Origin of the sequence: Microbacterium luticellae (assembly GCF_050408645.1) — a bacterium.
GTDB lineage: Bacteria > Actinomycetota > Actinomycetes > Actinomycetales > Microbacteriaceae > Microbacterium.
The window spans coordinates 101,634-123,573 of record NZ_JBNTKE010000002.1 but is presented as its reverse complement, the minus strand read 5'-3'; the positions used below and the strand labels follow the sequence as shown (position 1 = coordinate 123,573).

Sequence of the window (21,940 nt, the reverse complement as noted above, 5' to 3'; positions counted from 1 at the left end):
GGCGACTGGCATGGATCGTGACGGACGACTAGCAGTCGGCATAGTGGGAGCTGGGCGCGTGGGCCCCGTCGTGGCGGCGGCTCTTGTAGGAGCCGGGCACCGACTGGTCGGCATCACGGCGGGTTCTGATCCCGACCGCGTGCAGGCGATGGTGCCCGGTGTGCCGGTGCTCGACACGGCAGAACTTGTGCAGCGGAGTCAGTTGGTGGTGCTGGCGGTGCCTACCGACCAGCTTGCGGCGCTGGTTGCAGGACTCGCGGAGGCTGAGGTGTGGCAGATGGGACAGCTCGTCATGCACACCGACCCGAACTTCGGTACGGATGTGCTGTGCCCGGCCGCGCAGAGGGGAGCCATTGGTTTGGCGGTGCATCCGGCAATTTCGTTTACCGGCACAACCTTAGATTTACGACAGTTGCAGGCGGCTTATGCTGCAGTAACGGCACCGCCCATGGTTTTGCCGATCGCGCAGGCGCTGGCTGTTGAGCTGGGCTGTGAGCCGGTGGTTATTGCCGAAGAGCAGCGGGCAGCCTATGCCGAGGCGATCGAGACGGCGTCGGCGTTTACCCGCTCGATTATCGGGCAGGCTACGGGGCTGCTGCGCACGATTGGCGTTGACAACCCCGGCGGATATTTGTCGGCGCTAGTGTCGTCGACCTTTGAGCGTGCCCTGCGCGAGGTTGATGATGGCCCAGCGCGGGGACTATAAAGACGGCGGCACAGGATCGCCCGAAATCGCCCGGTAGACTGGGCTGCGACTTTTCTGAGGAGCCATGCATGACTGACGCGTCCGCCGCGCCCGAGACCACTGTTTCGTCGACGGAAGAAGACACTTTTGAACAGCGGGCGGTGCGCCTGGCTAAACGGGAACGGCTGATTTCGGAGCGTTCGGATGCTGCGGGCGGGGCTTTCCCCGTCACCGTGCCGGTGACACACACTATTGCGCAGGTGCGCGAGGCGTATCCCGAGCTTGAAGCCGACACCCAGACGGGCCAGATCGTGGGGGTCGCCGGTCGCGTGGTGTTTAGCCGTAATACGGGCAAACTGTGTTTCGCGGCGTTGCAGTCGGGTGATGGCGCCCGTATTCAGGTGATGGTGTCGCTGGCGAGCGTGGGAGAAGAGTCACTGGCTCGCTGGAAAGAACTTGTTGACCTTGGCGATCACGTATTCGTGCAGGGCGAGGTTATTTCGAGCCGCCGCGGTGAGCTTTCAGTCATGGCGCAGGAGTGGACGATCGCGTCGAAAGCGATCTTGCCGCTCCCCAATGTGTACGGCGAACTGAATGAAGAGGGCCGCGTTCGCAGCCGTTTTCTTGACCTTATTGTGCGTGAGCAGGCGCGTACAACGGTGCGTGCCCGCGCGGCCGTGAACGCGAGCCTGCGCAGCACATTTGTGAAGCACGGTTTTCTTGAGGTCGAAACGCCCATGCTGCAGGTGCAGCACGGTGGCGCTTCGGCACGACCCTTTATTACCCACTCGAATGCTTTTGATACGGAGCTGTACCTGCGTATTGCGCCGGAACTGTATTTGAAGCGTGCCGTGGTGGGCGGTATTGAGCGCGTCTTTGAGATCAATCGCAACTTTCGTAACGAGGGGGCCGACTCTACCCACAGCCCGGAGTTTGCGATGCTCGAGGCGTACCAGGCGTACACCGACTACAACGGGATTGCCGATCTTACGCAAGAGCTCGTGCAGAACGCGGCGGTTGCTGTTGCCGGTTCGACAACGGTGACCTGGGCCGACGGTACCGAGTACGACCTGGGCGGCGAATGGGCCCGCATTTCGATGTATGAGTCGCTGTCAGAGGCCTGCGGGCGCACAATCACCCCGCATGATCCCGTTGACGACCTGATCGCATTTGCCCACGAGCACGGTGTTGAGGTTCCCGACCACGCCACGCACGGCAAGCTGGTCGAAGAGCTGTGGGAACACTTTGTGAAGGTCAACCTCACACGCCCCACCTTCGTGATGGACTTTCCGGTCGATACTTCTCCGCTCGTGCGCGAGCATCGTTCGATCGCTGGCGTGGTCGAAAAATGGGATCTCTACATTCGTGGATTTGAGCTGGCCACCGGATACTCCGAGCTGGTCGACCCTGTTATTCAACGCGAACGTTTTGTTGAACAGGCCAAGCTCGCTGCCCGCGGTGATGTAGAAGCGATGTCGGTCGATGAAGAATTCTTGCGTGCTCTCGAGCACGGTATGCCCCCAACAGGTGGAATGGGCATGGGCATCGACCGCCTGCTGATGGCGATTACTGGTCTGGGAATCCGAGAGACGATTCTGTTTCCGCTGGTGAAATAGCGGCGGCTCCACGCGGTGCAGTGAACGCCCAGTCGGGCAGGAGCGACGCCGAAATCATGGTGCGGATGAGCCCTGCCAAGGAGTGATCAGGGTCGATTGCGTGCGCCTGCGCAACATAGTGTTCGGCGTGGGTCGCGCGGCCGATAGCCCACGAAATCCATGCTGCCCCTGTGAGCAGCCCCGCTGTTTTTGCGCGCGGTGCGAGGGCCGCGGCTGCGCGCAAGGCCGACAATGCCAGCAGCATCCGGTCACGGTCGGGCGCTTTACCCTGCCCGCTCAGAACACCACCGATATGTTCGGGTACCGCCACGGTCGTCTCGGCAAAACGCAGCTGGGCAGCCAGCGCCTGATCGCCGTGGTCACGGTCGCGAGCCCACTGCACAAGAGCGACGTCGCGCACGAGCGGGCGCGAAAAGCACCACGAGAGGGCTGCCGCCTCATAGGCCGTCATACCCGCGGGTGAGTCAAGAATCTCTTCTAAGAACTGCGGGGCGTCGTCAAGGCGCTGATACATCGCCAGTGCGCGCGGATCGATGCGTTCGCCGCTGGCCTCTGCCGTCTTGTTGAGCGTATCGAGCAGCTCATGCGGTGTGCAGCAGGCGTCGCTGTGTTCGCACGCAACGTGATTTTCTTGCAGAAGGCGCAGGGCTTGAAACACTTTGTCGAGCTCGTTGCAGGCATACAGTGCCTCTTCGCGCTGCTGCGCAGTGGGGGTGGGAAGTGCCAGCCCGCTGTGCTGGTCGCCCGAGACATCGCCGACCCCGGGTACCTTCGGTGTCTCGGGAATCTGAACGAGAGAGAGCGGCTCATGCTTTTCTTCGGCATGGTCGAGCCAGCCGTCGCAGCCCACAATGATGGTTTCAATAACGTGCAGATCGCAGGCTTCGGCGCGCAGGCCAATCGCGTCGATGATGCCACCAAGAGCACGGGGATGCATCGATGAGTGCACAGAGTGGTCGGTGTAAACAACAATGGCGACGCCGTCGACCGTGGGTAGCCGGCAGGTGATGCCGATGGCGGTGGCAGCGAACTCGGCGTAGTCACCGCTGTCGTCATAGGTCGGTAGGTCGAGCCGAAGCGCGCCCTGGCTGCGGCCCCGATCAAAAGGAATGAGCACGACACTGTTGCTCGGTGTGTACCCGGCAAGAGCGGGAATCGCGGCGAGAAGTTGAGGGGCACCAGATGCACGAAGAATGGTTGTCATGCCGACAGCTTTTCGTGCAGCCACGCCATGAAACCGCTTGTGCCCAGGGTTTGCCGCCTCCGGCGATGGCACACGGCGTGGGGAGGAAACGGGTAGGGCACGCGTGTGCAGCTATCTATGATGCATGCAGCGTACGATAGAGGCATGGATTCGTACTGGCTGGCCGTCGTGTGGTCGCTCTTGCCGACCCTTGTGGTGGCGGCCGTGTTCTACTTCATTCTGCGAGGCATCATCCGCTTCGACCGCACCGAGCGCAAGGTGCACGCAAAGATTGAGGCAGAAGAGCGCGCTGCTCGCGGGTTGCCGCCCCGCACGCCCTAACCACCAATCGCGCGGTCGGCGGTTATCGTTAGGGCAGTCCGGAATGCACACCAGCATCCGGTTCACAACCGCTGAGCGGATCGAGGGGTGCGATGTTCTTGGAGGGTTGGCCGTGGTGGCTTGCGGCGATCGTCCTTATCGCCGACATATCGATTCGTGTTGCGGCGATTATTATTATTCCGCGCAACCGACGCCCTACAGCGGCAATGGCGTGGCTGCTGGCCATCTATTTCATTCCCTTTATTGGGGTGTTTCTGTTTCTGCTGATCGGAAACCCGCGGCTGCCCCGCGCGCGCCGCGACAAGCAGAGCAGAATCAACGCCTATATCGAAGAAGCCACGCAAAATCTGTGGTTCGGTAATACGCGGCCGGATGCTCCGGAATGGTTTAGCCTGCTCGTCGAAATGAACAGACGCCTGGGCGCTATGCCGCTGTCGGGCCAGAACAGCGTGCACCTTATTTCGGAATATCAGCAGTCACTCGATGCCATGGCCGAGGCTATTCGCGAAGCACAAGACTATGTGCACGTCGAGTTTTATATTCTGCAGTCCGACGGCGCGACCGATAACTTTTTTCAAGCGCTCGAAGAGGTCGCTGCTCGCGGTGTGCCGGTGCGAGTACTGCTTGACCACTGGGCAAACCGGTGGAAACCGAACTATAAGGCCACGCTGGCGCGCCTCGAAGCCATGGGGGCTTCGTGGCGAGAGATGCTGCCGGTGCGTCCGCTGCACGGTCACATGCAGCGCCCCGATCTGCGTAATCACCGCAAGCTCCTGGTGATCGACGGAAAACTAGCGTTTCTCGGCTCGCAAAACGTGACCGACCCCAGCTATAACCTGCCCAAGAACATTCGTCGCGGACTGCACTGGATCGACCTCATGGTGCGGTTGGAAGGCCCCGTCGTAGCGAGCGTGAACGCCGTATTTTTGTCGGACTGGTACAGCGAAACCGATGAGGTGCTCGACACGGGCGACTTTATGCAGGCCGAGGCCACCGACGACGACCTCGACTGCCAGATCGTGCCCTCGGGTCCTGGTTTTGCCACCGAGAACAACCTGCGACTGTTTTTGGGGCTGCTCTATGCAGCCAAACGCAAGATCATGATTATCAGCCCCTATTTTGTGCCCGATGAGGCACTGCTGCTCGCCGTCACGACAGCGTGCAATCGCGGGGTCGACGTCGAACTGTTTGTTTCTGAAGAGGGTGACCAGGCTGTCGTGTATCACGCCCAGCGCAGCTACTACGAGGCACTGCTCAAAGCCGGGGTTCGTATTTGGATGTACCGCCGCCCATATATTTTGCACACCAAGAGCCTCACGATTGACGACGACGTTGCCGTGATCGGATCGAGCAACATGGACATGCGCTCGTTTGGTCTCAACCTTGAAATCTCGATGCTGGTGCGCGGAGAAGACTTCGTACGCGAAGTGCGAGCGGTCGAAGACGAATATCGAGCGCTCAGCCGCGAACTCACCCTCACGGAATGGATGCAGCAGCCGCTGCGGTCGACGGTGCTCGACAACCTGGCACGACTGACATCGGCGCTGCAGTGAGGCATCCGGATGCCGATATCCAAAGGTTATGCAAAAGGGCGAAAAACACACGAGAGACTCAGTCTGGCTCGTTAGCGTAAACAGCATGAAACTTCGCCACCGCTTTGCTGCCCTCTCTGTTCTTGCCGGTGCCGCTCTCGTGATCGCCGGGTGTGCATCAGGGCCGCAGGCCGGCGACCAGCCAGCGCCCACAGAAGACCCGCAGCAGCCCGCAGAAACCGGGCAGATCGAAGCCACCTGGCTCGACACCGGCCGCTTTATTGGTGTGGTGACCTGGGGCTCTTCTGGCTGTGTTCCGCTCGAGGGTGAGACCATCGCCGACGGCCAGAACATCACAACGACCCTGAGCCTTGACGACGAAGACGCGGCGTGCACGGCCGACTTTGCACCGCGCGCAACGCTCATTGGGGTTCCTGAAGGCGTCGACGCCACGCAAGATGCCACGCTCACGGTCGAACTGCCCGAGGGCGAAACTGCCGAGGTAACCATCGCAGGTAACGACACCTTGACCGGAGAACTGCCCGACCAGTTTGTACCATCGGCAGGCTGGGCAGGAGACCAGATTGTGCTGCTCAGCTGGGGATCATCATCGTGCCCGCCCCTCGTTGACGCCATCGACGAAGACGCCAACTCGGCCCGCGTGACATTCGTGACAGAAGACCGCCCCTGCACCATGGATCTGGCTCCGCGACTCACCATCATCACGCCCACCCAGGCTGCCGACCACAGCGGATACCAGCTGACACTCACCGGTGCCGACTTTAGCGACGACACCCTCGACGTTATTGGCTAATCACCCACCGGGGTCGTCGCGCCCTCGGGCACCACGATCAGCAGCGCGCCCTCGGCGATGCGGCAACGAATACGCATCGCCGTACCGAACTCATCACCATCAAGTTCAATCGGGGTAGGCGCTGCCGCTGCTGCCTCAGCCGACCGGCCACGCAAAAACCGCACCGACTGATCGCGGCGGGCAAACTCCAGCATCCGGCGCCCCGTACGTGTGCGGCGCAGAACCGAATTCTGCCACCACACCGTGCGCCACACCGCTAGCCACCCGAGCGGGCCCCGTGGCTGAATGAGTGCAATATCGAGTTCGCCGTCGGTGATCGAAGCATCCGGAAGCAACTCAATACCGGCAGGCAGAGAACCACAGTTGGCAAACAGCATGCTGTGCACCTTGGTGGAGTGCAGGCGATGCTCTTCGACCTGATACACGATACGAAACGGCTTCGCGGCGGGAAGCGACCGCGCTGCACCATCGATATAGGCCACCCAGCCGACTGACTTTTTAAGGTCGGCCCGGGTGTTCGCGATCATATAGGCGTCAAGCCCCATACCCGCTAACACAACAAAAGCATGCTCGCTCGACGAACCGTCCTCCTGCGTGAGCTCGGCCCAACCGAGGTCAATCGCCGCAGTACGGCCCTCGAATGCGGCCCGGATAATGCGCTCGGGGTCATCAAGAGGCAGGTGCAGGTTGCGCGCAAACAGGTTTCCGGTGCCGCTGGGAACAATAGCCAGAGCCACGCCCGTGTCGCCCATCACCTCGGCAACCGCGCGCACCGTACCATCGCCACCAGCCACCACAACAGCACCCACCCCGGATGCCAGTGCTTCGCGAGTGCGCCCCTGCCCGGCGTCGTCGGTGCTCGTCTCAAGAAACAGCGGCTCATCCCACCCGTACTCATGCGACAGCGCCGTAACAGCGTGGCAAAGGCGAGGGCCATCAGCCTTCACCGGGTTATAGATGAGTGCCGCGCGGCGAGGAGAAGAGGCGGCATCGGTCATGCTCGTAGCCTAAGCCGGAAAACACGCGCCGGGTAGCAGGCTGATACCCGAGGCGTTACCCAGTTGCCCTGCATAGACTGGACGAGTGATCGACCTGACTCTTTTGCGCGACAATGCCGACCTCGTACGACACTCACAGGCCCTGCGCGGCAACCCGCCCGAGACCGTCGACGCAGCTATCGCTGCCGACCGCGCTCGCCGCGAAGCGCAGTCGCGCTACGAGTCGCTGCGGGCCGAGCAGAACGCGAAGAGCAAACTGGTTGCGCGAGCGCCTAAAGAAGAAAAAGCTGCGCTCGTTGCCGAGGCGAAAACTCTCGCCGATCAGGTAAAGAATGCGCAGCACGCGGCGACCGAAGCGAGCGAGGCCGCGGATGCTGCGCTGTCACGCATCGAAAACATTGTTCTTGATGGCGTACCTGGCGGCGGCGAAGACGACTTTATTGAACTTCGCCGCGTCGGTACGATCCCGCAGTTCGATTTTGAGCCTCGCGATCACCTCGAACTGGGTGAGCTGCTCGGTGCGATCGATATGGACCGTGGCGCCAAAGTCTCTGGCGCACGCTTTTACTTTCTCAAGGGTATTGGGGCGCGGCTAGAAATTGCGCTCATGAACATGGCCCTCGATGTTGCGCTGCGTAACGGCTTTACCCCCATGATTACGCCGACGCTCGTGCGCCCCGACATCATGAAGGGCACGGGCTTTTTGGGTGAGCACGCCGACGAAATTTATCACCTCAGCGATGACGACCTGTACCTGGTCGGCACGAGCGAGGTGGCGCTGGCCGGGTATCACCACGACGAAATTATTGACCTTTCGCAGGGTGCTCTGCGCTATGCCGGGTGGTCGACCTGTTACCGCCGCGAGGCAGGTTCGCACGGTAAAGATACCCGCGGCATTATTCGCGTGCACCAGTTCAACAAACTCGAAATGTTTGTGTACACCACACTCGACGACGCCGAAGCAGAACACGAGCGGCTGCTGGCACTGCAAGAAGAGATGCTGACGTCGCTCGGCCTCTCCTACCGTGTGATCGACACGGCCGCGGGCGACCTGGGTACGAGCGCCGCCCGCAAGTTCGATATTGAAGCCTGGGTGCCCACACAAGACGCCTTCCGTGAACTGACATCAACATCGAACTGCACCACTTTTCAGGCGCGCCGCCTCGACATACGGCACCGCACTCAGGGCGCCGACGGCAAACCGGGCCGCACACAACCGGTAGCAACACTCAACGGCACACTCGCCACAACCCGCTGGATCGTCGCACTGCTAGAAACGCATCAGCAGGCCGACGGCTCGGTGATCGTGCCCGAAGCTCTCCGCCCCTACCTCGGAGGGATCGACGTGTTAACGCCCACGCAGGTACCCAGCGGTGAAGGGAAAACATCGTGACGCTGCAGGCAGCATCCGGAACCACCACTCAAACAGCCCTCGAACTTGTCGCTCTCGACATCGACGGAACCATGATTCTCGCCGATGAAACACCCAGCCCGGGCGTCGCCGACGTGCTCGCCGAATATCGGGCCGCGGGTGCCGAAGTTATGCTCGCAACCGGCCGCAGTTGGGTGGCAACACAGTGGGTGGTCGAAGAGTTTTCGCTCGACCCCGAATTCGTGGTGTGCTCGAACGGTGCCGTCACACTGCGCCGAAACGGTGATGGCTATGACCGGTGGCACGTAGAAACTTTTGACCCCACGACCGTTCTCGGGCTTTTGGGAGACAGGCTTCCGGATGCCCGATACATGGTCGAGCTCGCCAGTGGCCAGCGTCTCTTCACAGAAGCGCTCGACGACTGGACACTCGACCGAGGCCAAAAAGTTTCTTTCGACCAGCTCTCCCGCCAGCCGGTCTCGCGCGTGGTTGCGGTAGCACCCGGATACGACGAAGACGACTTTCACCAGATTGTTGAAGAAGCGGGGCTCAACGAGGTCTCGTACGCCATCGGATGGACCGCATGGCTCGACATCGCACCCAAGGGCGTCGATAAAGGCACCGCGCTCGAGCGCGTCTGCGCCGAACGAGGAACAGACCGCAACCGCGTATTCGTGGCCGGAGACGGACGCAATGACATTGGCATGTTCGAATGGGCGCTGCGCGGCGGAGGCACAGCCGTCGCCATGGGACAGGCTCCCGCCGAGGTCAAGCAGGCAGCGGCAGGAACAGTCACCGACACGGTAGAAGAGGGCGGCCTCGCCCGGGCACTACGCGCGCACCTCGAAAGCAACAACTAGGCGTGTTCTCAGCATCCGGCACCCCTTTTTGCAGGAGGTGTCCAGGCGCAACCGGCACAATTTTTAGTGACCGTGGTAAAAACCATGGGCAATGGTCGGCTAGACTCTTGCCCTGATCGTTCTGTTTTGCAGAACGAGGAGGGTTGTCCGAGCGGCCGAAGGATCTGGTCTTGAAAACCAGTGGGCAGCAATGTCCCGTGGGTTCGAATCCCACACCCTCCGCAGAATGAAAGGCAGCGAGTGAGCGCACCCTCTTCTCGACGCACTGTCGCCCGGCACTCCCGGGGAAACAGCCCCGGAGTGTGGGGTCGGATCATGCGACTCCTCGGGGTCGCGATGGCTGTTGTGCTCGTGAGCGGAGCCACCGTTGCTGCCTACGTGGCACACGATCTCTCTTCGGCCTTTGCCGAAGGTGCTGTGGCGCTCGATGGCCAAGACGACCTGCCGCCCGATATTGGTGCCTTTGAAGGCGGCGTCAACATCATGCTGATCGGAAGCGATGAGTGTGAAGAGGGTTACATCGAACTTTTCGGTGATCGCTGTGAAGACGACGATGGTGGGGCCCGCAACGACGTCAACATGCTCGTGCATATCTCTGACGAGCCGCGCAAAGTGACCGTGGTTACTTTTCCCCGCGACCTTATGGTGCCGATCCCCGAATGTACGGATGAAAACGGCGAAGCCACCTGGCCGCAAGAGCGCGCTCAAATCAACACGGCCCTCGAAACCGGCGGCATTAACTGTGTCGTCAACACCATCAGCGAACTCTCGGGCGAAGACATTCAGTTCGCCGCCAAACTCACCTGGCTGGGTGTGATTGAAATCACCAACGCCATCGGGGGAGTAGAAGTATGTGTTGCCAACGGCATCACCGACGAACACACCGAGCTCAACCTGACCGCGGGTACACACCAGCTGCAGGGTTGGGAAGCGCTGCAGTTTATGCGCACGCGCTACGGCGTGGGCGACGGCAGTGACCTTGGGCGAGTGAGCAACCAGCAGGTATATATGTCGGCCCTGGCCCGCAAAATGGTGAGCAAAGAAGTGCTCACCAACCCCGCAACACTGTTGAAACTCGCACGTACGACGCTCGAAAACGTGACACCCAGCCAGAGCCTCACCAACCCCATGACGCTCGCACAAATCGGCCTGGCTGTGAAAGACGTGCCGTTTAGCGACATGGTCTTCGTGCAGTATCCGGTGTTCGACGACCCCTATGACGAAAACCGTGTCGTGCCCGACTATGAGAGCGCCGAAGCACTGTGGAATGCTCTCAATGAAAACCAGTCACTCGAAGTGACCGGCAAGAGTGACAGCGTTATCGTGGCCGACGACGACGGCACTGTGCCCGAACCACCCGGCGACGGCCTCGAAATCGACGAGAGCGAAAGCCCCTCGCCCGCACCGAGCCCGAGCGACAAACCCGGCGTTGCCGTGCTGCCCGACACCATCAAGGGCACCAACGCCGACGAAGTCACCTGCTCGAACGGTGTTGGATTCTGGGAGTAAAACCCGCACCCATTGCCGATGGCGCGCGCGGCGAAACGCTGGTTCGCATCTACTCCGTTGAGCAGTTACCATAGGGGAACGCGTCCGTTTACGGATGTCGGGAGACGTCGCATAGTCAGGCCTAGTGCACCACCCTGCTAAGGTGGAGTCCCCTTTAAGGGGACCGAGGGTTCAAATCCCTCCGTCTCCGCCAGTATTTTCAAGGGCTGAAGTGTTTTTGGCGCTCAGCGAGTTGGTGGCTCTGGTGCCGGGCGACCGGTGAACGCGTCCATCGACGAATAGACGTTGAAAACGCGGTCGGCGACGAAGTCCCATGCGCGAGTCGGCAAAATACCGCGCAGCGCCATGGCGAGTTTGACGGTCCACGGGCGCAGCACGAACGGGGTTCCGCGGCGCATGCCGCGCCAGGCCGCTGCGGTCGCAGCATCCGGTTTCATAATCGGTGTAAACAGCGGGCCGCGTGCCCCTTCGAACATGCCAGTCGAAATATAACTGGGACAGAACGTAGTCACAGCGATGTGCCGATAGCCGTCGCGCCGCAGTTCGAGACGTAACGAGTCGCTCCAACCGATCATGGCCCACTTCGACGCCGCATAGACACTCATATTGGGGTTCGCGAGAGTGCCGGCCGCAGAAGCAATATTGAGAATGCGTTTCGCGCGGGCAGTGTCGGCCATCATGTCGGGCAAAAACTCGCGCGTCAACCACATTGCAGCCAACGTGTTCACACGCATCGTGGCCTCAATATCGCGTTCCGGATCGTGCTGCCAGAACGGCACGCCGCGCACAATCCCCGCATTGTTGATCACAATATCGGGCGCACCCACATCGGCACGCACCCGCTGCGCTGCCGTACGTATCTCGTCCAGCCGCGAAATATCCACACAGTATGCACGAACATCGACACCGGATGCCGACAACAGTGCCGCCGTATGATGCACGGCCGCCTCATCGACATCCCACAACACGACAGCCCTTGCACGAGCCGCTATCGCGCGCCGAGCATACAACTCACCCATTCCACGAGCCCCACCCGTAATGAGCACCACCGCGCCCGCAACCGGATTACCGCGTGTCTGTGCAGTCATGCGTCGATACTACGTGCTTGCGGACGAAAGCCGGAAGACGGAAGCCGAAAGCCGGATGCCGCTCGCCGAGCACACAAAAAGGCCGCAGCACACCGCTGTGACTCGGGTAGAGGCGGTGTGCTGCGGCCTGTAGGGGGTGCTGCACTTACACAGTGGGGGTCGCGGATGACCGAATGAGTGGGGGACTCATCGGCCGCGCTACTGTGTCACCCTTGTAAGGGCTTGCCTGGGGCCTGGCGCGTGCAGCGGGGGAGGCTTAGGCGACGACGTCGGCCGTGGCAACGCCGGGCTCTTCAGCCCAGGTGGCAAACGAACCGTCGGAGCGCTCGTTGTTGAGCACACTCATGGTCGCGGTAGCGGTGACAGGGCCGCTGTTGGCGGCGACTGCATCGAACGTGAGTCCGGCGCCAAAAGAGCTCGGCGAGTAGTAGAACGTGAAGCTCGTGGCCGGGCCAGGGTCTGACTGAAGCTCAAAAGACGAGCCAACGTTCGATACCGTGACCGGCTCACTGAATACGACAGTGACGGCAAGAATGCCCGCTGCGGGTGGGTTCACCCACGGAGCTGATTGGTAAGAGATCTGTGTTGAGAACTGAGCACGGTTACCGCCCTCTGCGGCGTGCAGAGTAATAAACCCTGCTTCGGCCGACGAGTCCCAGTAGTAGTTGGCGCCATCGTTCGGGGTGGGGCCGCCTTCTTCATCGCTCGCTGCTGCAAGAGGCATAGCAACGGATGCAGCAATAACGGGTGCAGCCCAGGCGACACCCTTGACGAAGGAACGACGGGTGGGCTCGAAAAATCGGGTGTTTTCAGTCATCAGTTGTTTCACTACTCAGTCAGTAAATAAGAGATCACGCCGCGGCGTGGGGGATTCTGGCGGCGCTCGGGTTGCGCGGCTCACTGGAACAGTAATCGAGTGATTACGGGCGAGTCTGAGAGTTTACTGAGTGTAAATGTCGCTGAAGTTGAATGAGAGTGACGCAATATGAGCGATTATCTCCCAAGTCGCGCCGCAACCCTGCCAACACGCGCATCTCAGTATTTATGAACATTCATTGAGCGACACGCTTCTGTCGTAATTAGCGCTACCGTCCCAACAAACTCGTCGATCAGCGCGCACAGTTTGACCTATTTTCGTGGTCGTAGTCGCACATTCGGTAGCGGCGGCGCAGGTAGCGGGGGTCGTTGCCCGGCCGGAAAATCACCAAACAACGGCGGTTTACCTGCGTCATCCGGATGCCGCGGCTCAAACCCCAGCTCGGCCTGATACCGCCGCCGATACTCAACCACTTCGTCGTGACTGCGGCCGATAAAGTTCCACCACATCACAATCTGTTCACCCAGCGGAACGCCCCCGAGCAGAATGATGCGCGCTCCCTCGGAGCCAGCCTGCAACTGCAGAGTGTCGGCGCCGGTAGGCGTATAGGCAAGGGAACGGTGGGGAGTGTGCGTGCTGTTTACACTTACGTCTCCGGTTTCGGCGAGCACCGCATATTCGCAATCCGGTCGAACCTCCAGAGACAGCTGTGCGTGCGGTTCGAAGACAATCTCGGCACCGATCAGATCCGGCGTACGGGTGTCGACCGGCGCCACGTGACCGAGCAGCTCGCCAATAAACACGCGAGCCACATAGCCGGGGCCCTCAATCGGGCCGGGAACATAGTGCACAAAATGGTTGTCGGTGAATCGCGTGGCATCCGGCAGCGCATACCAGAGCTGCACGCCATGCAGAGAAGTGGTGCGATCGGTGCTGATCTCGGAGTGCGTAATGCCACGCCCAGAAATCATGAGGTTGAGTTCTCCGGGCACAACCGTTGCCGCATGCCCGCCCGAATCGAGGTGATCGATCTCGCCCGTAAACAGCCACGACACGGTAGCCAACCCTGTGTGCGGATGCCGCGGAACCACCATGCCACCCGTGTTCGCTACGTCGTCGGGGCCATAGTGGTCAAGAAAACACCACGCGCCCACAAAAGAACGATCACGTGCGGGCAGTGTTCGATACACGGTCATTGCCCGAGGCCCGCCGAGAGGAACCTCGCGCGGCTCGATCAGCTCAACGCCCACGCACGGCTGCCCCGGTTCGAGAACAGTAAGGTGTGGATGCTGCTCGGGGTTCGTCACAGCCGTGCTCTTTCCCTTACTGCTCGCGGCGCGGACGCACCGGATGACCACTCAGAATAGATACTCGGTTGAACATGTTGATGGTCACGGCAACCCATTCGGCCGCAGCGAACGCTTCATCGCCCAGCACCTGGCGTGCACCACTCAGGTCGGCGCGGGCCTCTTCGCTCAGCGGCATGCGCGTTGCCGCCTCGGCCACGGCAAGCACAGCGCACATGCGCTCATCAAAAATCTCGGTCTCACGCCAGGCGGGCAGCAGGTCGAGCATCTGCTGCGTGACGCCAGCCTCACGCGCCTGCCGCGAATGCATATCGAGACAGTAAGCGCAGCCATTGATCTGCGACGCCCGCACATCAATCAGTTCGACCTCTGTGCGGCTGAGGCCGTGCTTTTCTGCCGCGGCCGAAACGGCGACCGAGTGTGCCTCGGCGCTCTTCCATGCCTCGGGAACAGCTTTATCGATAAACAAACGCATACGGTCTCCTTAGGTCACGGGTTCTTGTGGTCACAGCCGTTCAATAATCGTGGCGTTGGCCATCCCAGCGCCCTCGCACATGGTCTGCAAACCGTATCGGCCACCGGTGTCTTCCAAGTGGTTCACCATGGTGGCCAGCAGTCGCGTGCCCGACGACCCGAGGGCGTGCCCGAGCGCGATCGCCCCACCACGCGGGTTGAGTTTTGCTGCGTCGGCACCCGTCTCGTGCAGCCACGCCAGCGGAACCGACGCAAAGGCCTCATTCACCTCGAACACATCCATGTCGTTAATCGTCAGACCCGCACGGTCGAGCACCCGGGCGGTTGCCGGTATAGGCCCGGTGAGCATCATCATCGGGTCGTCGCCCACAACAGAAAACGACACAAAACGGGCGCGGGGCCGCAGCCCCCACTGTCGGGCACGCTCGGCCGACATGATGAGTGCCGCCGAAGCCCCATCGGTCAGCGGTGAAGAGTTACCGGGCGTGATCATCCACTCAATCTGCTCAAAGCGCTGCGCATACTCGTCGGTACGAAACGACGGCTGCAACTGCGCCAGGCCCTCGCGGGTTGTTTGCGGGCGCACAGTTTCGTCAACCGTGTGCGGTCGCTGGCCCGCGGCATCCGGAACATTTATCGGCACAATCTCTTGCCGAAATACCCCGGATGCTGCCGCCTCAGCCGCACGCTCATGTGACAGGGCCGCGAAGTCGTCGAGCTGTGCGCGGCTAAACTGCCACTTCGCAGCAATAAGTTCGGCCGATATTCCCTGGTGTACAAGCCCTTCGGGGTAGCGGTCGCGCATGCGCTGCCCCAGGTGATCACGCCCCATACTGGCGGTGCCTAGCGGAATGCGGCTCATCGATTCAACACCGCACGCAATAACCACATCGGCCATGCCCGCCATCACCGCCTGCGCAGCAAAAGCGGTTGCCTGCTGGCTCGACCCGCACTGGCGGTCAATAGTGACGCCGGGAACAGACTCGGGAAGCCCCGCGGCCAACAGGGCGCTGCGGGCAACGTTCCACGACTGATCAGCAACCTGCTGTACACAACCCGCCATGACGTCGTCAACATCGCCGCCGTCAACACCCGTGCGCTCGAGCAGCTGGCTGATCGTCGCCGCCAGCAGATCAACCGGATGCACCTCGGCCAGCGCACCACCCGGCTTACCTCGACCCGATGCCGTGCGTACAACATCAACAATGACTGCCTCGTGCATGCGCGCCCCTCTCATAGCTGCGGTGCCCGTTCACTTCGCGTGCTGACAGTCTAGGTGCGGCGTACGACACGGGCGTCAGAGAGGGCACGTAGCATGGCAGCACAGGCCCCGGCGCCAGCCCCGACCAACTCATAGGAGAGCACATGTCATCGGCACTCATCGACGTTTCTCGCGCACACGGCGTCGCAACGATCACCATCAACAACCCCGAGCGGCTCAACTCGGTCAACGGGCCCATGCTGCATGCCATGGCAGAGGCGGTGGAGCAGCGGCATCCGGAAGACCGCGTTATTGTTCTGCGCGGTGCCGGGCGCGGGTTTTGTTCCGGTGCTGATCTTGACCTTTCGTCGTGGGACGAAGCAGCCGGCACCGACACCCTGGAGGGCGGCAACCGTTTTGTCTCGGCGCTTGTCAGCTCGCCGCTGCCCTCAGTCGCTGCCGTGCATGGTCCGTGTGCAGGTTTGGGAATGTCGCTGGCATTAGCCGCCGATATGACGATCGCGGCCGAGAGCGCATTTTTTCAACTCGCGTTCACCCGCATTGGATTGATGCCGGATGCCGGAGCCACAGCGCTCGTTGCCGCTGCCGTGGGGCGTGCGCGTGCCCTACGCCTCGCCCTGCTGGCAGAAAGAATTGGTGCACGTGACGCCGCCGACATGGGACTCATCGCCGAGGCAGTGCCCGATAACGACTATGAAGCGCGCGTAGAAGCAGTCGTCACGCAGCTGCAGACCGGGCCCGCTGCAGCCTGGGCAGAAACAAAACACGCCGTCAATGCCGCAGCACTACCGCCCCTCGACGACGCCTTCGACCGGGAAGGGCGCGGGCAAATGCGACTATTGCACTCGCGCGATTTTGTTGAAGGCGTTACCGCTTTCGCCGAAAAACGTGCGCCGCAGTTTACTGATGCGCCACCGCAGTAGCACCAGATGCACACAGTGTGACAGATGGGCATTCAGCGCGACGCAGAACAGGTAATCTCGAAGGAGGGAGGTTGCCTGTGGGACGCAACGCAGACGCGATCAAAGAGGGTGTTGCCATAGCGACGTCGGCGGCGCGTCTGGTCGTCAAAAACCAGATCTTGGTGAACACCATCGCGCAGGGCGGCACGTTCGACAATGAACGGTACGCTGCCGACGCACGGGCAGCACTATTTGCCCTTGCCGAAGAACAAGACGACGCGGCAGAACTCACTCGACAGTTGCGCAAACGTGCACACGGCCGCCACTCCGACCCGATCGGAACCCACGACTACCGCGACCGCGACGTGCGCAACCTGCGCCGACGCGCAAAACAATACAGCGGCGTCGCCCAACGGTTGCGGGCCCTGACCGAAAACCACGAAGCTGTGAGCACACTCGTCGAAGAAGCCCGCGAAGCAGCCTGGGCCGACGTCGCCAACAATCTGCAACGCCGCCTGCACGTAGAAGGCATGCGCGCCGACCAAGACCCCGACTACGAAACCATGCGTGAAGCCCGCATGCAGGCCCTCAAACTCGTCGACCTGCAAGCCCTTGCGTCCGACCAGCGCGCCCGCCAAAAAAAGAATCCCGCAGCCAACGACTAGACACCGGATGCGACACGCCCGGCGCTGCGCGGTTTATCGTTCGGAATTCGCATCCACCCGGTTCCTGGGGTATTCTTATCGACGGCCCAGCTAATGGGCCGTGCGCCTCTAGCTCAATGGATAGAGCATCTGACTACGGATCAGAAGGTTGGGGGTTCGAGTCCCTCGAGGCGCGCTCTGTGTTGAGACAGACTCTGCGTGATGCAGCCAAAGGCCCCGATAACGTCGGGGCCTTTGTTGTTGGTGCCTTTGTTGTTGGTGCCGGGGCGTGCTTCGGGTCGACGCGATTTCCCGCCACCGGGCGCAACACGCCGTTACGTGTGCTGTTGTAGCGGCGTGTTGTGCCCGGTCGTGGTGGGGTCGTCGCCGGCGCCTTGCGCGGCCGGTCACGACATGCCGCATCCGGATGCTGCGACACGGCGTGTTGTGCCCGGCGGCGAACATCGTGCGCGCCCGCTCCCTCGAAAACGCGCACGATCCCGACTGCGAGTGCCATAAGCGCCCACCCCACATCACGAAGTGGCGGGTAGCCTGGTGGTGTGTCGGCATATGTGTCGGTGTTCGATTTGTTCTCCATCGGTGTAGGACCCTCAAGCTCTCACACCGTGGGGCCGCTTCGGGCATCACGTGATTTTGTGCAGCGGTTAGAAAGCGGCGGGCTTCTTTTGCAGGTCAGCCGTGTTTCTTGTGAGCTTTTTGGTTCTCTGGGTGCGACTGGCCTTGGCCATGGCACTCCGGATGCTGTGGTTGCGGGGCTGCGAGGGCTCGAACCCGAAACGTGTGATCCGGATGACGTGCGTCGGGCGTGGAGCGCGTGGCGGGATGGTGAAAAGTTGTGGCTGGGTGGCCAGCATCCGGTGCCTTTTGCCCGTGACGATATTTCGTTGGTGCCGCGAACACGGCTGCCCGGGCATCCGAACGCTATGACCCTGCAGGCATGGAACGCGAACGGTGAACCGGTAACCAGCGAAACATATTATTCGATCGGTGGCGGGTTTATTCGCCGCGACGGCGACGACCCGGTTGCGGCGACCAGCACACCACACCCGTACCCGTACCGCACGGCCGACGAACTGTTGGCCGTATGCGAAGAACACAATCTGACAATCGCCGAACTGGCGCGCAACAACGAGACAGCATGGCGCACACCCGAAGAGGTCGCCACCCGGCTCGACGCCATTTGGCAGGCGATGGCATCGTGCGTTGACACGGGCCTGCACACAGAAGGAACACTGCCCGGTGTATTGCAGGTGCGGCGGCGGGCAGCCAGCATCCGGATGCAACTCGACGACCGCGAATCGGGCGGCCACCGCGAACTACCCGGCGAATGGCTGGGTGCTTTTGCGCTCGCCGTCAATGAAGAAAATGCGGCCGGAGGTCGGGTAGTGACCGCACCGACCAACGGTGCTGCAGGAATCTTGCCGGCGGTGGCCATGTACTGGTGGCGGTTTATGGCCGACTCTGGCCTTGGCGCCGGAAACGCCGTCACACCGCAGGGCGAAGTGGTCGACAGCGCACTGTTGGGTTGGGAAGCCGAACAGTTGAACCTTGACGAGCAGCAGCGGGTAGAAGCGAATCGTCGTCGCGGTATTCGCCGATTCTTGTTGACCGCGGGCGCGCTCGGGTCGCTGTTTAAAGCCAATGCCTCCATTTCGGGCGCCGAGGGTGGGTGCCAGGCCGAGGTGGGTTCGGCCTGCGCGATGGCGGCGGGTGGGCTGACCGCGGTGATGGGCGGCACGAACCGGCAGATTGAGAACGCTGCCGAAATCGCGATGGAACACCATTTGGGGTTGACGTGTGACCCGATTGGTGGGCTTGTGCAGATTCCGTGTATTGAACGTAATGCGATCGCGGCGTCGACAGCGGTAACTGCGGCGCGACTTGCTCTGCGCGGCGACGGCGAACATTATGTGTCGCTCGACCAGGTTGTCGAAACGATGCGGCAGACGGGGCTCGACATGTCGACGAAATATAAAGAAACCAGTGAGGGCGGGCTGGCGGTCAACGTTATTGAATGTTGAGCGGCGCGTGGCGCTGCACGGCTCGTCGTTCGCTCCGATAGTTGCTGGTCAACACGCCGATGCCGAGAGGCGATGGTTCGCGCTCTCGGCATCGGCGTTGCTACGGCTGGGTGCCGAGCGTTTAGTTGTTGTTTGAGTTGTTTCCGGATGCCGCGGGCGGTGGCGGGGGCGTGGCGGCCCCTGTTGCCGAGCCTGCGCCGGTGCTTGCGCGGCGACGGGCAGGCTTTTCGGTCTGCTCTGCCGATGCGACGCCCGCCCCAAAACCGCGGCCAACGGCTTGGCCCTGGATGATTGCTGCCAGGTCGAGACCTGTTGCGGCGCCGACGCTGTCGAATACGGCACGCATGGCTTTGGCGTTGTCGGCTCCGACCACATTGGAGGCGCCTTCTTCGCCACTGCCTCCGATGATCGAGACGTTGCCGATGGCGCCGTATCCCTTGGCGAACTCCGACATGATCGACGGCAGCACTTCGAGCACACGCTGCGAGAGGAACGCTTCTTGGTTGGAGGCGATAGCTTTTGCTTCGGCTTCGACGGCGGCAGCGCGTGCTTCACCTTCTGCGCGGATGGCTTCGGCTTCGGCGTTGGCGCGCAGGCGGCGTGCTTCGGCTTCGGCTTCGGCAATGGCTCGCAGGGCAGCGGCTTCACCGGAGGCCTTCGACTGGGCAGCGGCTGCTTCACCGTCGGCCCGGGCGCGGTCGGCCTCAGCTTGCTGTTCGGCGATACGGGTGCGTGCTTCGGCCTGTTTTACCTGTTCGATAGCTGCAGCCTCGGCCGACTTCTCACGGGTAAATAGGTCGGCCTGGGCACGGGTTTCTGCCTCGTAGCGCTGTGCGTCGGCGACGCGCTTCACATCGGCGTCGAGCTGTGCCTGCTTGTTTTCTGCTTGCTGTTGCAGAACGCCTTGCTCAGCTTTGGCGCGGGCGAGGTGTTCTGCCTGCTCGGCTTCGGCACGGGCACGGCCAACTCCGGCGGCCGCGTTGGCCGTGTTGGTGTCGAGCGCGGTTTGCTCGACCAGGTTTGCTTCCTGGTTGGCGATAATTTTCTGGTTGATGGCGCGGTCGGCGTTGGTTTCAGAAATTTCTGCCGATTGGCGTTTTGCCTGAATTTCGGGGGCACCCAGCGACTGGATGTAGCCGACGTGGTCGATGATGCCCTTGATCTGGAACGAGTCGAGAATCAGACCCTGGTCGGCCAGTTCGCTCGAGACGTCGGCGGCGATCTGGTCGGAGAACTTCTTACGCTCACGCATAAGCTCAACCACTGAAAGGGTGGCGACGATACCGCGTAGGGCACCTTCGAGCTGTTCGGTGGTGAACTGTTCGATCGCTTTATCCTGTGAAGCAAAACGCTCGGCAGCGCGCCGCACATACAGCGGGTCGGAGCCGATCTTCACGATCGCGACGCCATCAACGGTCAGGGTCACGCTGTCGAGCGACTGTGCTTCTGCGTTGAGTGACACCTGCCGTGAACGCAGCGAGATGATCTCGTGACGCTGCGTAATGGGGTTGACGAGCGATTTACCGTTGACGATGACGGTAACGGGCGACTCAGTAATCTCAGAGGTGGTTTCGGGCGTGCCGTCGGCACCCACCGAGATGACAGCGCGTTGGATCTTTTGTTTGCGGCCCGAGATAACCAGGGCCTCGTCGGCGCGCGCGACCTTGATCCAGCTGCGGGCAAACAGCAGCAGAATGAGGCCGATGATGACAACAGCAACGATGCCGATACCGACAAGTATGAGGATGCCGCCGATCGCAGCGATCTCCATGAGTACCTTCTTTCCGGCCCCGATCGGAGCGCTCGTGGTGAACTATGCCAGATGCGTCACGGCGTGGCATCCGCCTGTGGATGGATTTTTGCCGCGGTTCGCAGTTTACGGGTCAGAGTTAACAGTGTTCGCTGCTCGTCGGCGGTGAGTTTCGACATTCGCTGCGCGATTGTCGCCGCGTGCACAGCGGCGATAGCTCGAAAAGAGTGAACGCCTTCGGGGGTTGCCGTCACCAGCGATCCTCTGCCGTCTTCAGGGTCCGGATGCTTCGTGACCAGGCCGCGCGTCACCATGCGGTCAACAAGCCGCGAAACACTCGGCTGACTAATCAGCATGTTCGCGGTAACGTCACGCAGTCGTGCCGTTGCTTGCGGTGCACGCACCACCGTGAGCAGAACATCGTATTCGGCGAGACTCAGGTCAGCGTCGTCGAAGTCTGTCGCTTTCATGGCAACAAAAAGCTCGTGCTGCGCACGAAAAAGACTCTCCCAGGCTTGAACAGCCAGTTGCCGGTCGCTCATAGCATTCAGCGTAGCGCGAGGCTGTGACAACGCTTCGGGCACCGAGTCATGAGGGGTCACAGTAGTTGGGTGGCGTGCGGCAAAAGTGAGGGCCGGTCGGAGAGGCTTCCGACCGGCCCTTGTCCCTTGCACCAAGAGTGTCCTGCAATCACATGCGGTGGATGCCACAGCAAACATTCACCGTGCTCACACTGTATAACGGCGAGGTAACGAATGCAACAGTCAGGTAACGGAGTGTCGC

The 21,940-nt window shown here is 61.4% G+C and carries 21 protein-coding genes and 3 tRNA genes; 15 read left to right on the top strand and 9 right to left on the bottom strand.

The features are described 5' to 3' along the window. Positions 1-10 precede the first annotated feature (10 nt). Entirely contained in the window at positions 11-706 is a 696-nt protein-coding gene (locus ACQUSW_RS06160; RefSeq protein WP_428931878.1) for a DUF2520 domain-containing protein, read from the top strand. 68 nt (positions 707-774) lie between these two features. Beyond that, positions 775-2,301, top strand: a complete 1,527-nt coding sequence (gene lysS / locus ACQUSW_RS06155; protein WP_428931413.1) for a lysine--tRNA ligase — start codon at positions 775-777, stop codon at positions 2,299-2,301. Here lysS and ACQUSW_RS06150 read toward each other — a convergent pair. Further along, complete coding sequence (locus ACQUSW_RS06150) at positions 2,252-3,505, bottom strand: DUF4192 family protein (protein WP_428931412.1); 1,254 nt, start codon at positions 3,503-3,505, stop codon at positions 2,252-2,254. The two genes, lysS and ACQUSW_RS06150, sit on opposite strands and share 50 nt — an antisense overlap. 144 nt (positions 3,506-3,649) lie before the next feature. On the opposite strand from ACQUSW_RS06150, the gene ACQUSW_RS06145 reads away from it, so the two are divergent. From ACQUSW_RS06145 to ACQUSW_RS06135, 3 genes are all read left to right on the top strand, one after another. Continuing rightward, positions 3,650-3,826, top strand: a complete 177-nt coding sequence (locus ACQUSW_RS06145) for a hypothetical protein (protein WP_428931411.1) — start codon at positions 3,650-3,652, stop codon at positions 3,824-3,826. A gap of 92 nt (positions 3,827-3,918) precedes the next feature. After that, positions 3,919-5,379, top strand: coding sequence for a cardiolipin synthase (gene cls, locus ACQUSW_RS06140; RefSeq protein WP_428931410.1), 1,461 nt, complete (start codon positions 3,919-3,921; stop codon positions 5,377-5,379). An 85-nt stretch (positions 5,380-5,464) separates the two neighbouring features. Then, entirely contained in the window at positions 5,465-6,172 is a 708-nt protein-coding gene (locus ACQUSW_RS06135) for a hypothetical protein (protein WP_428931409.1), read from the top strand. On the opposite strand, the gene ACQUSW_RS06130 is transcribed toward ACQUSW_RS06135, so the two are convergent. Then, the gene (locus ACQUSW_RS06130) at positions 6,169-7,170 is read right to left on the bottom strand and encodes a diacylglycerol/lipid kinase family protein (RefSeq protein ID WP_428931408.1); all 1,002 of its coding nucleotides are present in this window, start codon (positions 7,168-7,170) and stop codon (positions 6,169-6,171) included. The genes ACQUSW_RS06135 and ACQUSW_RS06130 overlap by 4 nt on opposite strands. An 85-nt stretch (positions 7,171-7,255) precedes the next feature. Between ACQUSW_RS06130 and serS the strand changes: the two genes are divergently transcribed. The 5 genes from serS (at position 7,256) to ACQUSW_RS06105 (ending at position 11,104) form a co-directional block, all read left to right on the top strand. Beyond that, positions 7,256-8,563: a serine--tRNA ligase gene (gene serS / locus ACQUSW_RS06125; RefSeq protein ID WP_428931407.1), complete on the top strand. Its 1,308-nt coding sequence runs from the start codon at positions 7,256-7,258 to the stop codon at positions 8,561-8,563. Continuing rightward, on the top strand, positions 8,560-9,402 hold the full coding sequence (locus ACQUSW_RS06120) for an HAD family hydrolase (protein ID WP_428931406.1): 843 nt from the start codon (positions 8,560-8,562) through the stop codon (positions 9,400-9,402). The genes serS and ACQUSW_RS06120 overlap by 4 nt, the downstream gene beginning before the upstream one ends. A gap of 137 nt (positions 9,403-9,539) precedes the next feature. Further along, a tRNA-Ser gene (locus ACQUSW_RS06115) sits at positions 9,540-9,624 on the top strand. 93 nt (positions 9,625-9,717) lie between these two features. Beyond that, positions 9,718-10,911, top strand: coding sequence for an LCP family protein (locus ACQUSW_RS06110; protein ID WP_428931405.1), 1,194 nt, complete (start codon positions 9,718-9,720; stop codon positions 10,909-10,911). 100 nt (positions 10,912-11,011) lie between these two features. Beyond that, a tRNA-Ser gene (locus ACQUSW_RS06105) sits at positions 11,012-11,104 on the top strand. A gap of 31 nt (positions 11,105-11,135) precedes the next feature. On the opposite strand, the gene ACQUSW_RS06100 is transcribed toward ACQUSW_RS06105, so the two are convergent. The 5 genes from ACQUSW_RS06100 to ACQUSW_RS06080 all read right to left on the bottom strand — a co-directional run bounded on the left by ACQUSW_RS06100 (position 11,136) and on the right by ACQUSW_RS06080 (position 15,819). Further along, positions 11,136-11,999 (bottom strand): SDR family NAD(P)-dependent oxidoreductase, encoded by an 864-nt coding sequence (locus ACQUSW_RS06100; RefSeq protein WP_428931404.1) that lies wholly within the window; start codon positions 11,997-11,999, stop codon positions 11,136-11,138. Positions 12,000-12,255: 256 nt separating this feature from the next. Further along, complete coding sequence (locus ACQUSW_RS06095; RefSeq protein ID WP_428931403.1) at positions 12,256-12,816, bottom strand: hypothetical protein; 561 nt, start codon at positions 12,814-12,816, stop codon at positions 12,256-12,258. 311 nt (positions 12,817-13,127) lie between these two features. Then, positions 13,128-14,123, bottom strand: a complete 996-nt coding sequence (locus ACQUSW_RS06090) for a pirin family protein (RefSeq protein ID WP_428931402.1) — start codon at positions 14,121-14,123, stop codon at positions 13,128-13,130. 16 nt (positions 14,124-14,139) lie between these two features. Next, a complete protein-coding gene (locus ACQUSW_RS06085) occupies positions 14,140-14,598 on the bottom strand; it encodes a carboxymuconolactone decarboxylase family protein (protein WP_428931401.1) in 459 nt (152 codons plus the stop codon). Between the two features lie 30 nt (positions 14,599-14,628). After that, the gene (locus ACQUSW_RS06080; RefSeq protein WP_428931400.1) at positions 14,629-15,819 is read right to left on the bottom strand and encodes a thiolase family protein; all 1,191 of its coding nucleotides are present in this window, start codon (positions 15,817-15,819) and stop codon (positions 14,629-14,631) included. A gap of 143 nt (positions 15,820-15,962) precedes the next feature. Here ACQUSW_RS06080 and ACQUSW_RS06075 point away from each other — a divergent pair, with 143 nt between their 5' ends. From ACQUSW_RS06075 to ACQUSW_RS06055, 5 genes are all read left to right on the top strand, one after another. Further along, the gene (locus ACQUSW_RS06075; RefSeq protein ID WP_428931399.1) at positions 15,963-16,742 is read left to right on the top strand and encodes an enoyl-CoA hydratase-related protein; all 780 of its coding nucleotides are present in this window, start codon (positions 15,963-15,965) and stop codon (positions 16,740-16,742) included. Positions 16,743-16,819: 77 nt separating this feature from the next. Further along, positions 16,820-17,386 (top strand): asparagine synthase, encoded by a 567-nt coding sequence (locus tag ACQUSW_RS06070; protein ID WP_428931398.1) that lies wholly within the window; start codon positions 16,820-16,822, stop codon positions 17,384-17,386. A gap of 102 nt (positions 17,387-17,488) precedes the next feature. Beyond that, positions 17,489-17,561 (top strand) — tRNA-Arg (locus ACQUSW_RS06065). Positions 17,562-17,565: 4 nt separating this feature from the next. Continuing rightward, positions 17,566-17,718 carry a hypothetical protein gene (locus ACQUSW_RS06060; protein WP_428931397.1) on the top strand — a complete coding sequence of 51 codons (153 nt, stop codon included), beginning with the start codon at positions 17,566-17,568 and terminating at the stop codon, positions 17,716-17,718. Between the two features lie 207 nt (positions 17,719-17,925). Beyond that, the gene (locus ACQUSW_RS06055; RefSeq protein WP_428931396.1) at positions 17,926-19,407 is read left to right on the top strand and encodes an L-serine ammonia-lyase, iron-sulfur-dependent, subunit alpha; all 1,482 of its coding nucleotides are present in this window, start codon (positions 17,926-17,928) and stop codon (positions 19,405-19,407) included. A 121-nt stretch (positions 19,408-19,528) separates the two neighbouring features. Here the strand turns inward: ACQUSW_RS06055 and ACQUSW_RS06050 are convergent, their stop codons facing one another. Continuing rightward, positions 19,529-21,178: an SPFH domain-containing protein gene (locus tag ACQUSW_RS06050; protein WP_428931395.1), complete on the bottom strand. Its 1,650-nt coding sequence runs from the start codon at positions 21,176-21,178 to the stop codon at positions 19,529-19,531. A gap of 56 nt (positions 21,179-21,234) precedes the next feature. Continuing rightward, the gene (locus tag ACQUSW_RS06045) at positions 21,235-21,699 is read right to left on the bottom strand and encodes a MarR family winged helix-turn-helix transcriptional regulator (RefSeq protein WP_428931394.1); all 465 of its coding nucleotides are present in this window, start codon (positions 21,697-21,699) and stop codon (positions 21,235-21,237) included. Between the last annotated feature and the right edge of the window lie 241 nt (positions 21,700-21,940).

Bases quoted from the DNA above. Each gene is read 5' to 3' on its own strand.
- ACQUSW_RS06160 (WP_428931878.1), top strand. From the start codon at position 11: ATGGATCGTGACGGACGACTAGCAGTCGGCATAGTGGGAGCTGGGCGC.
- lysS (WP_428931413.1), top strand. From the start codon at position 775: ATGACTGACGCGTCCGCCGCGCCCGAGACCACTGTTTCGTCGACGGAA.
- ACQUSW_RS06150 (WP_428931412.1), bottom strand. From the start codon at position 3,505: ATGACAACCATTCTTCGTGCATCTGGTGCCCCTCAACTTCTCGCCGCG.
- ACQUSW_RS06145 (WP_428931411.1), top strand. From the start codon at position 3,650: ATGGATTCGTACTGGCTGGCCGTCGTGTGGTCGCTCTTGCCGACCCTT.
- cls (WP_428931410.1), top strand. From the start codon at position 3,919: ATGTTCTTGGAGGGTTGGCCGTGGTGGCTTGCGGCGATCGTCCTTATC.
- ACQUSW_RS06135 (WP_428931409.1), top strand. From the start codon at position 5,465: ATGAAACTTCGCCACCGCTTTGCTGCCCTCTCTGTTCTTGCCGGTGCC.
- ACQUSW_RS06130 (WP_428931408.1), bottom strand. From the start codon at position 7,170: ATGACCGATGCCGCCTCTTCTCCTCGCCGCGCGGCACTCATCTATAAC.
- ACQUSW_RS06110 (WP_428931405.1), top strand. From the start codon at position 9,718: ATGCGACTCCTCGGGGTCGCGATGGCTGTTGTGCTCGTGAGCGGAGCC.
- ACQUSW_RS06100 (WP_428931404.1), bottom strand. From the start codon at position 11,999: ATGACTGCACAGACACGCGGTAATCCGGTTGCGGGCGCGGTGGTGCTC.
- ACQUSW_RS06095 (WP_428931403.1), bottom strand. From the start codon at position 12,816: ATGACTGAAAACACCCGATTTTTCGAGCCCACCCGTCGTTCCTTCGTC.
- ACQUSW_RS06085 (WP_428931401.1), bottom strand. From the start codon at position 14,598: ATGCGTTTGTTTATCGATAAAGCTGTTCCCGAGGCATGGAAGAGCGCC.
- ACQUSW_RS06080 (WP_428931400.1), bottom strand. From the start codon at position 15,819: ATGCACGAGGCAGTCATTGTTGATGTTGTACGCACGGCATCGGGTCGA.
- ACQUSW_RS06075 (WP_428931399.1), top strand. From the start codon at position 15,963: ATGTCATCGGCACTCATCGACGTTTCTCGCGCACACGGCGTCGCAACG.
- ACQUSW_RS06050 (WP_428931395.1), bottom strand. From the start codon at position 21,178: ATGGAGATCGCTGCGATCGGCGGCATCCTCATACTTGTCGGTATCGGC.
- ACQUSW_RS06045 (WP_428931394.1), bottom strand. From the start codon at position 21,699: ATGAGCGACCGGCAACTGGCTGTTCAAGCCTGGGAGAGTCTTTTTCGT.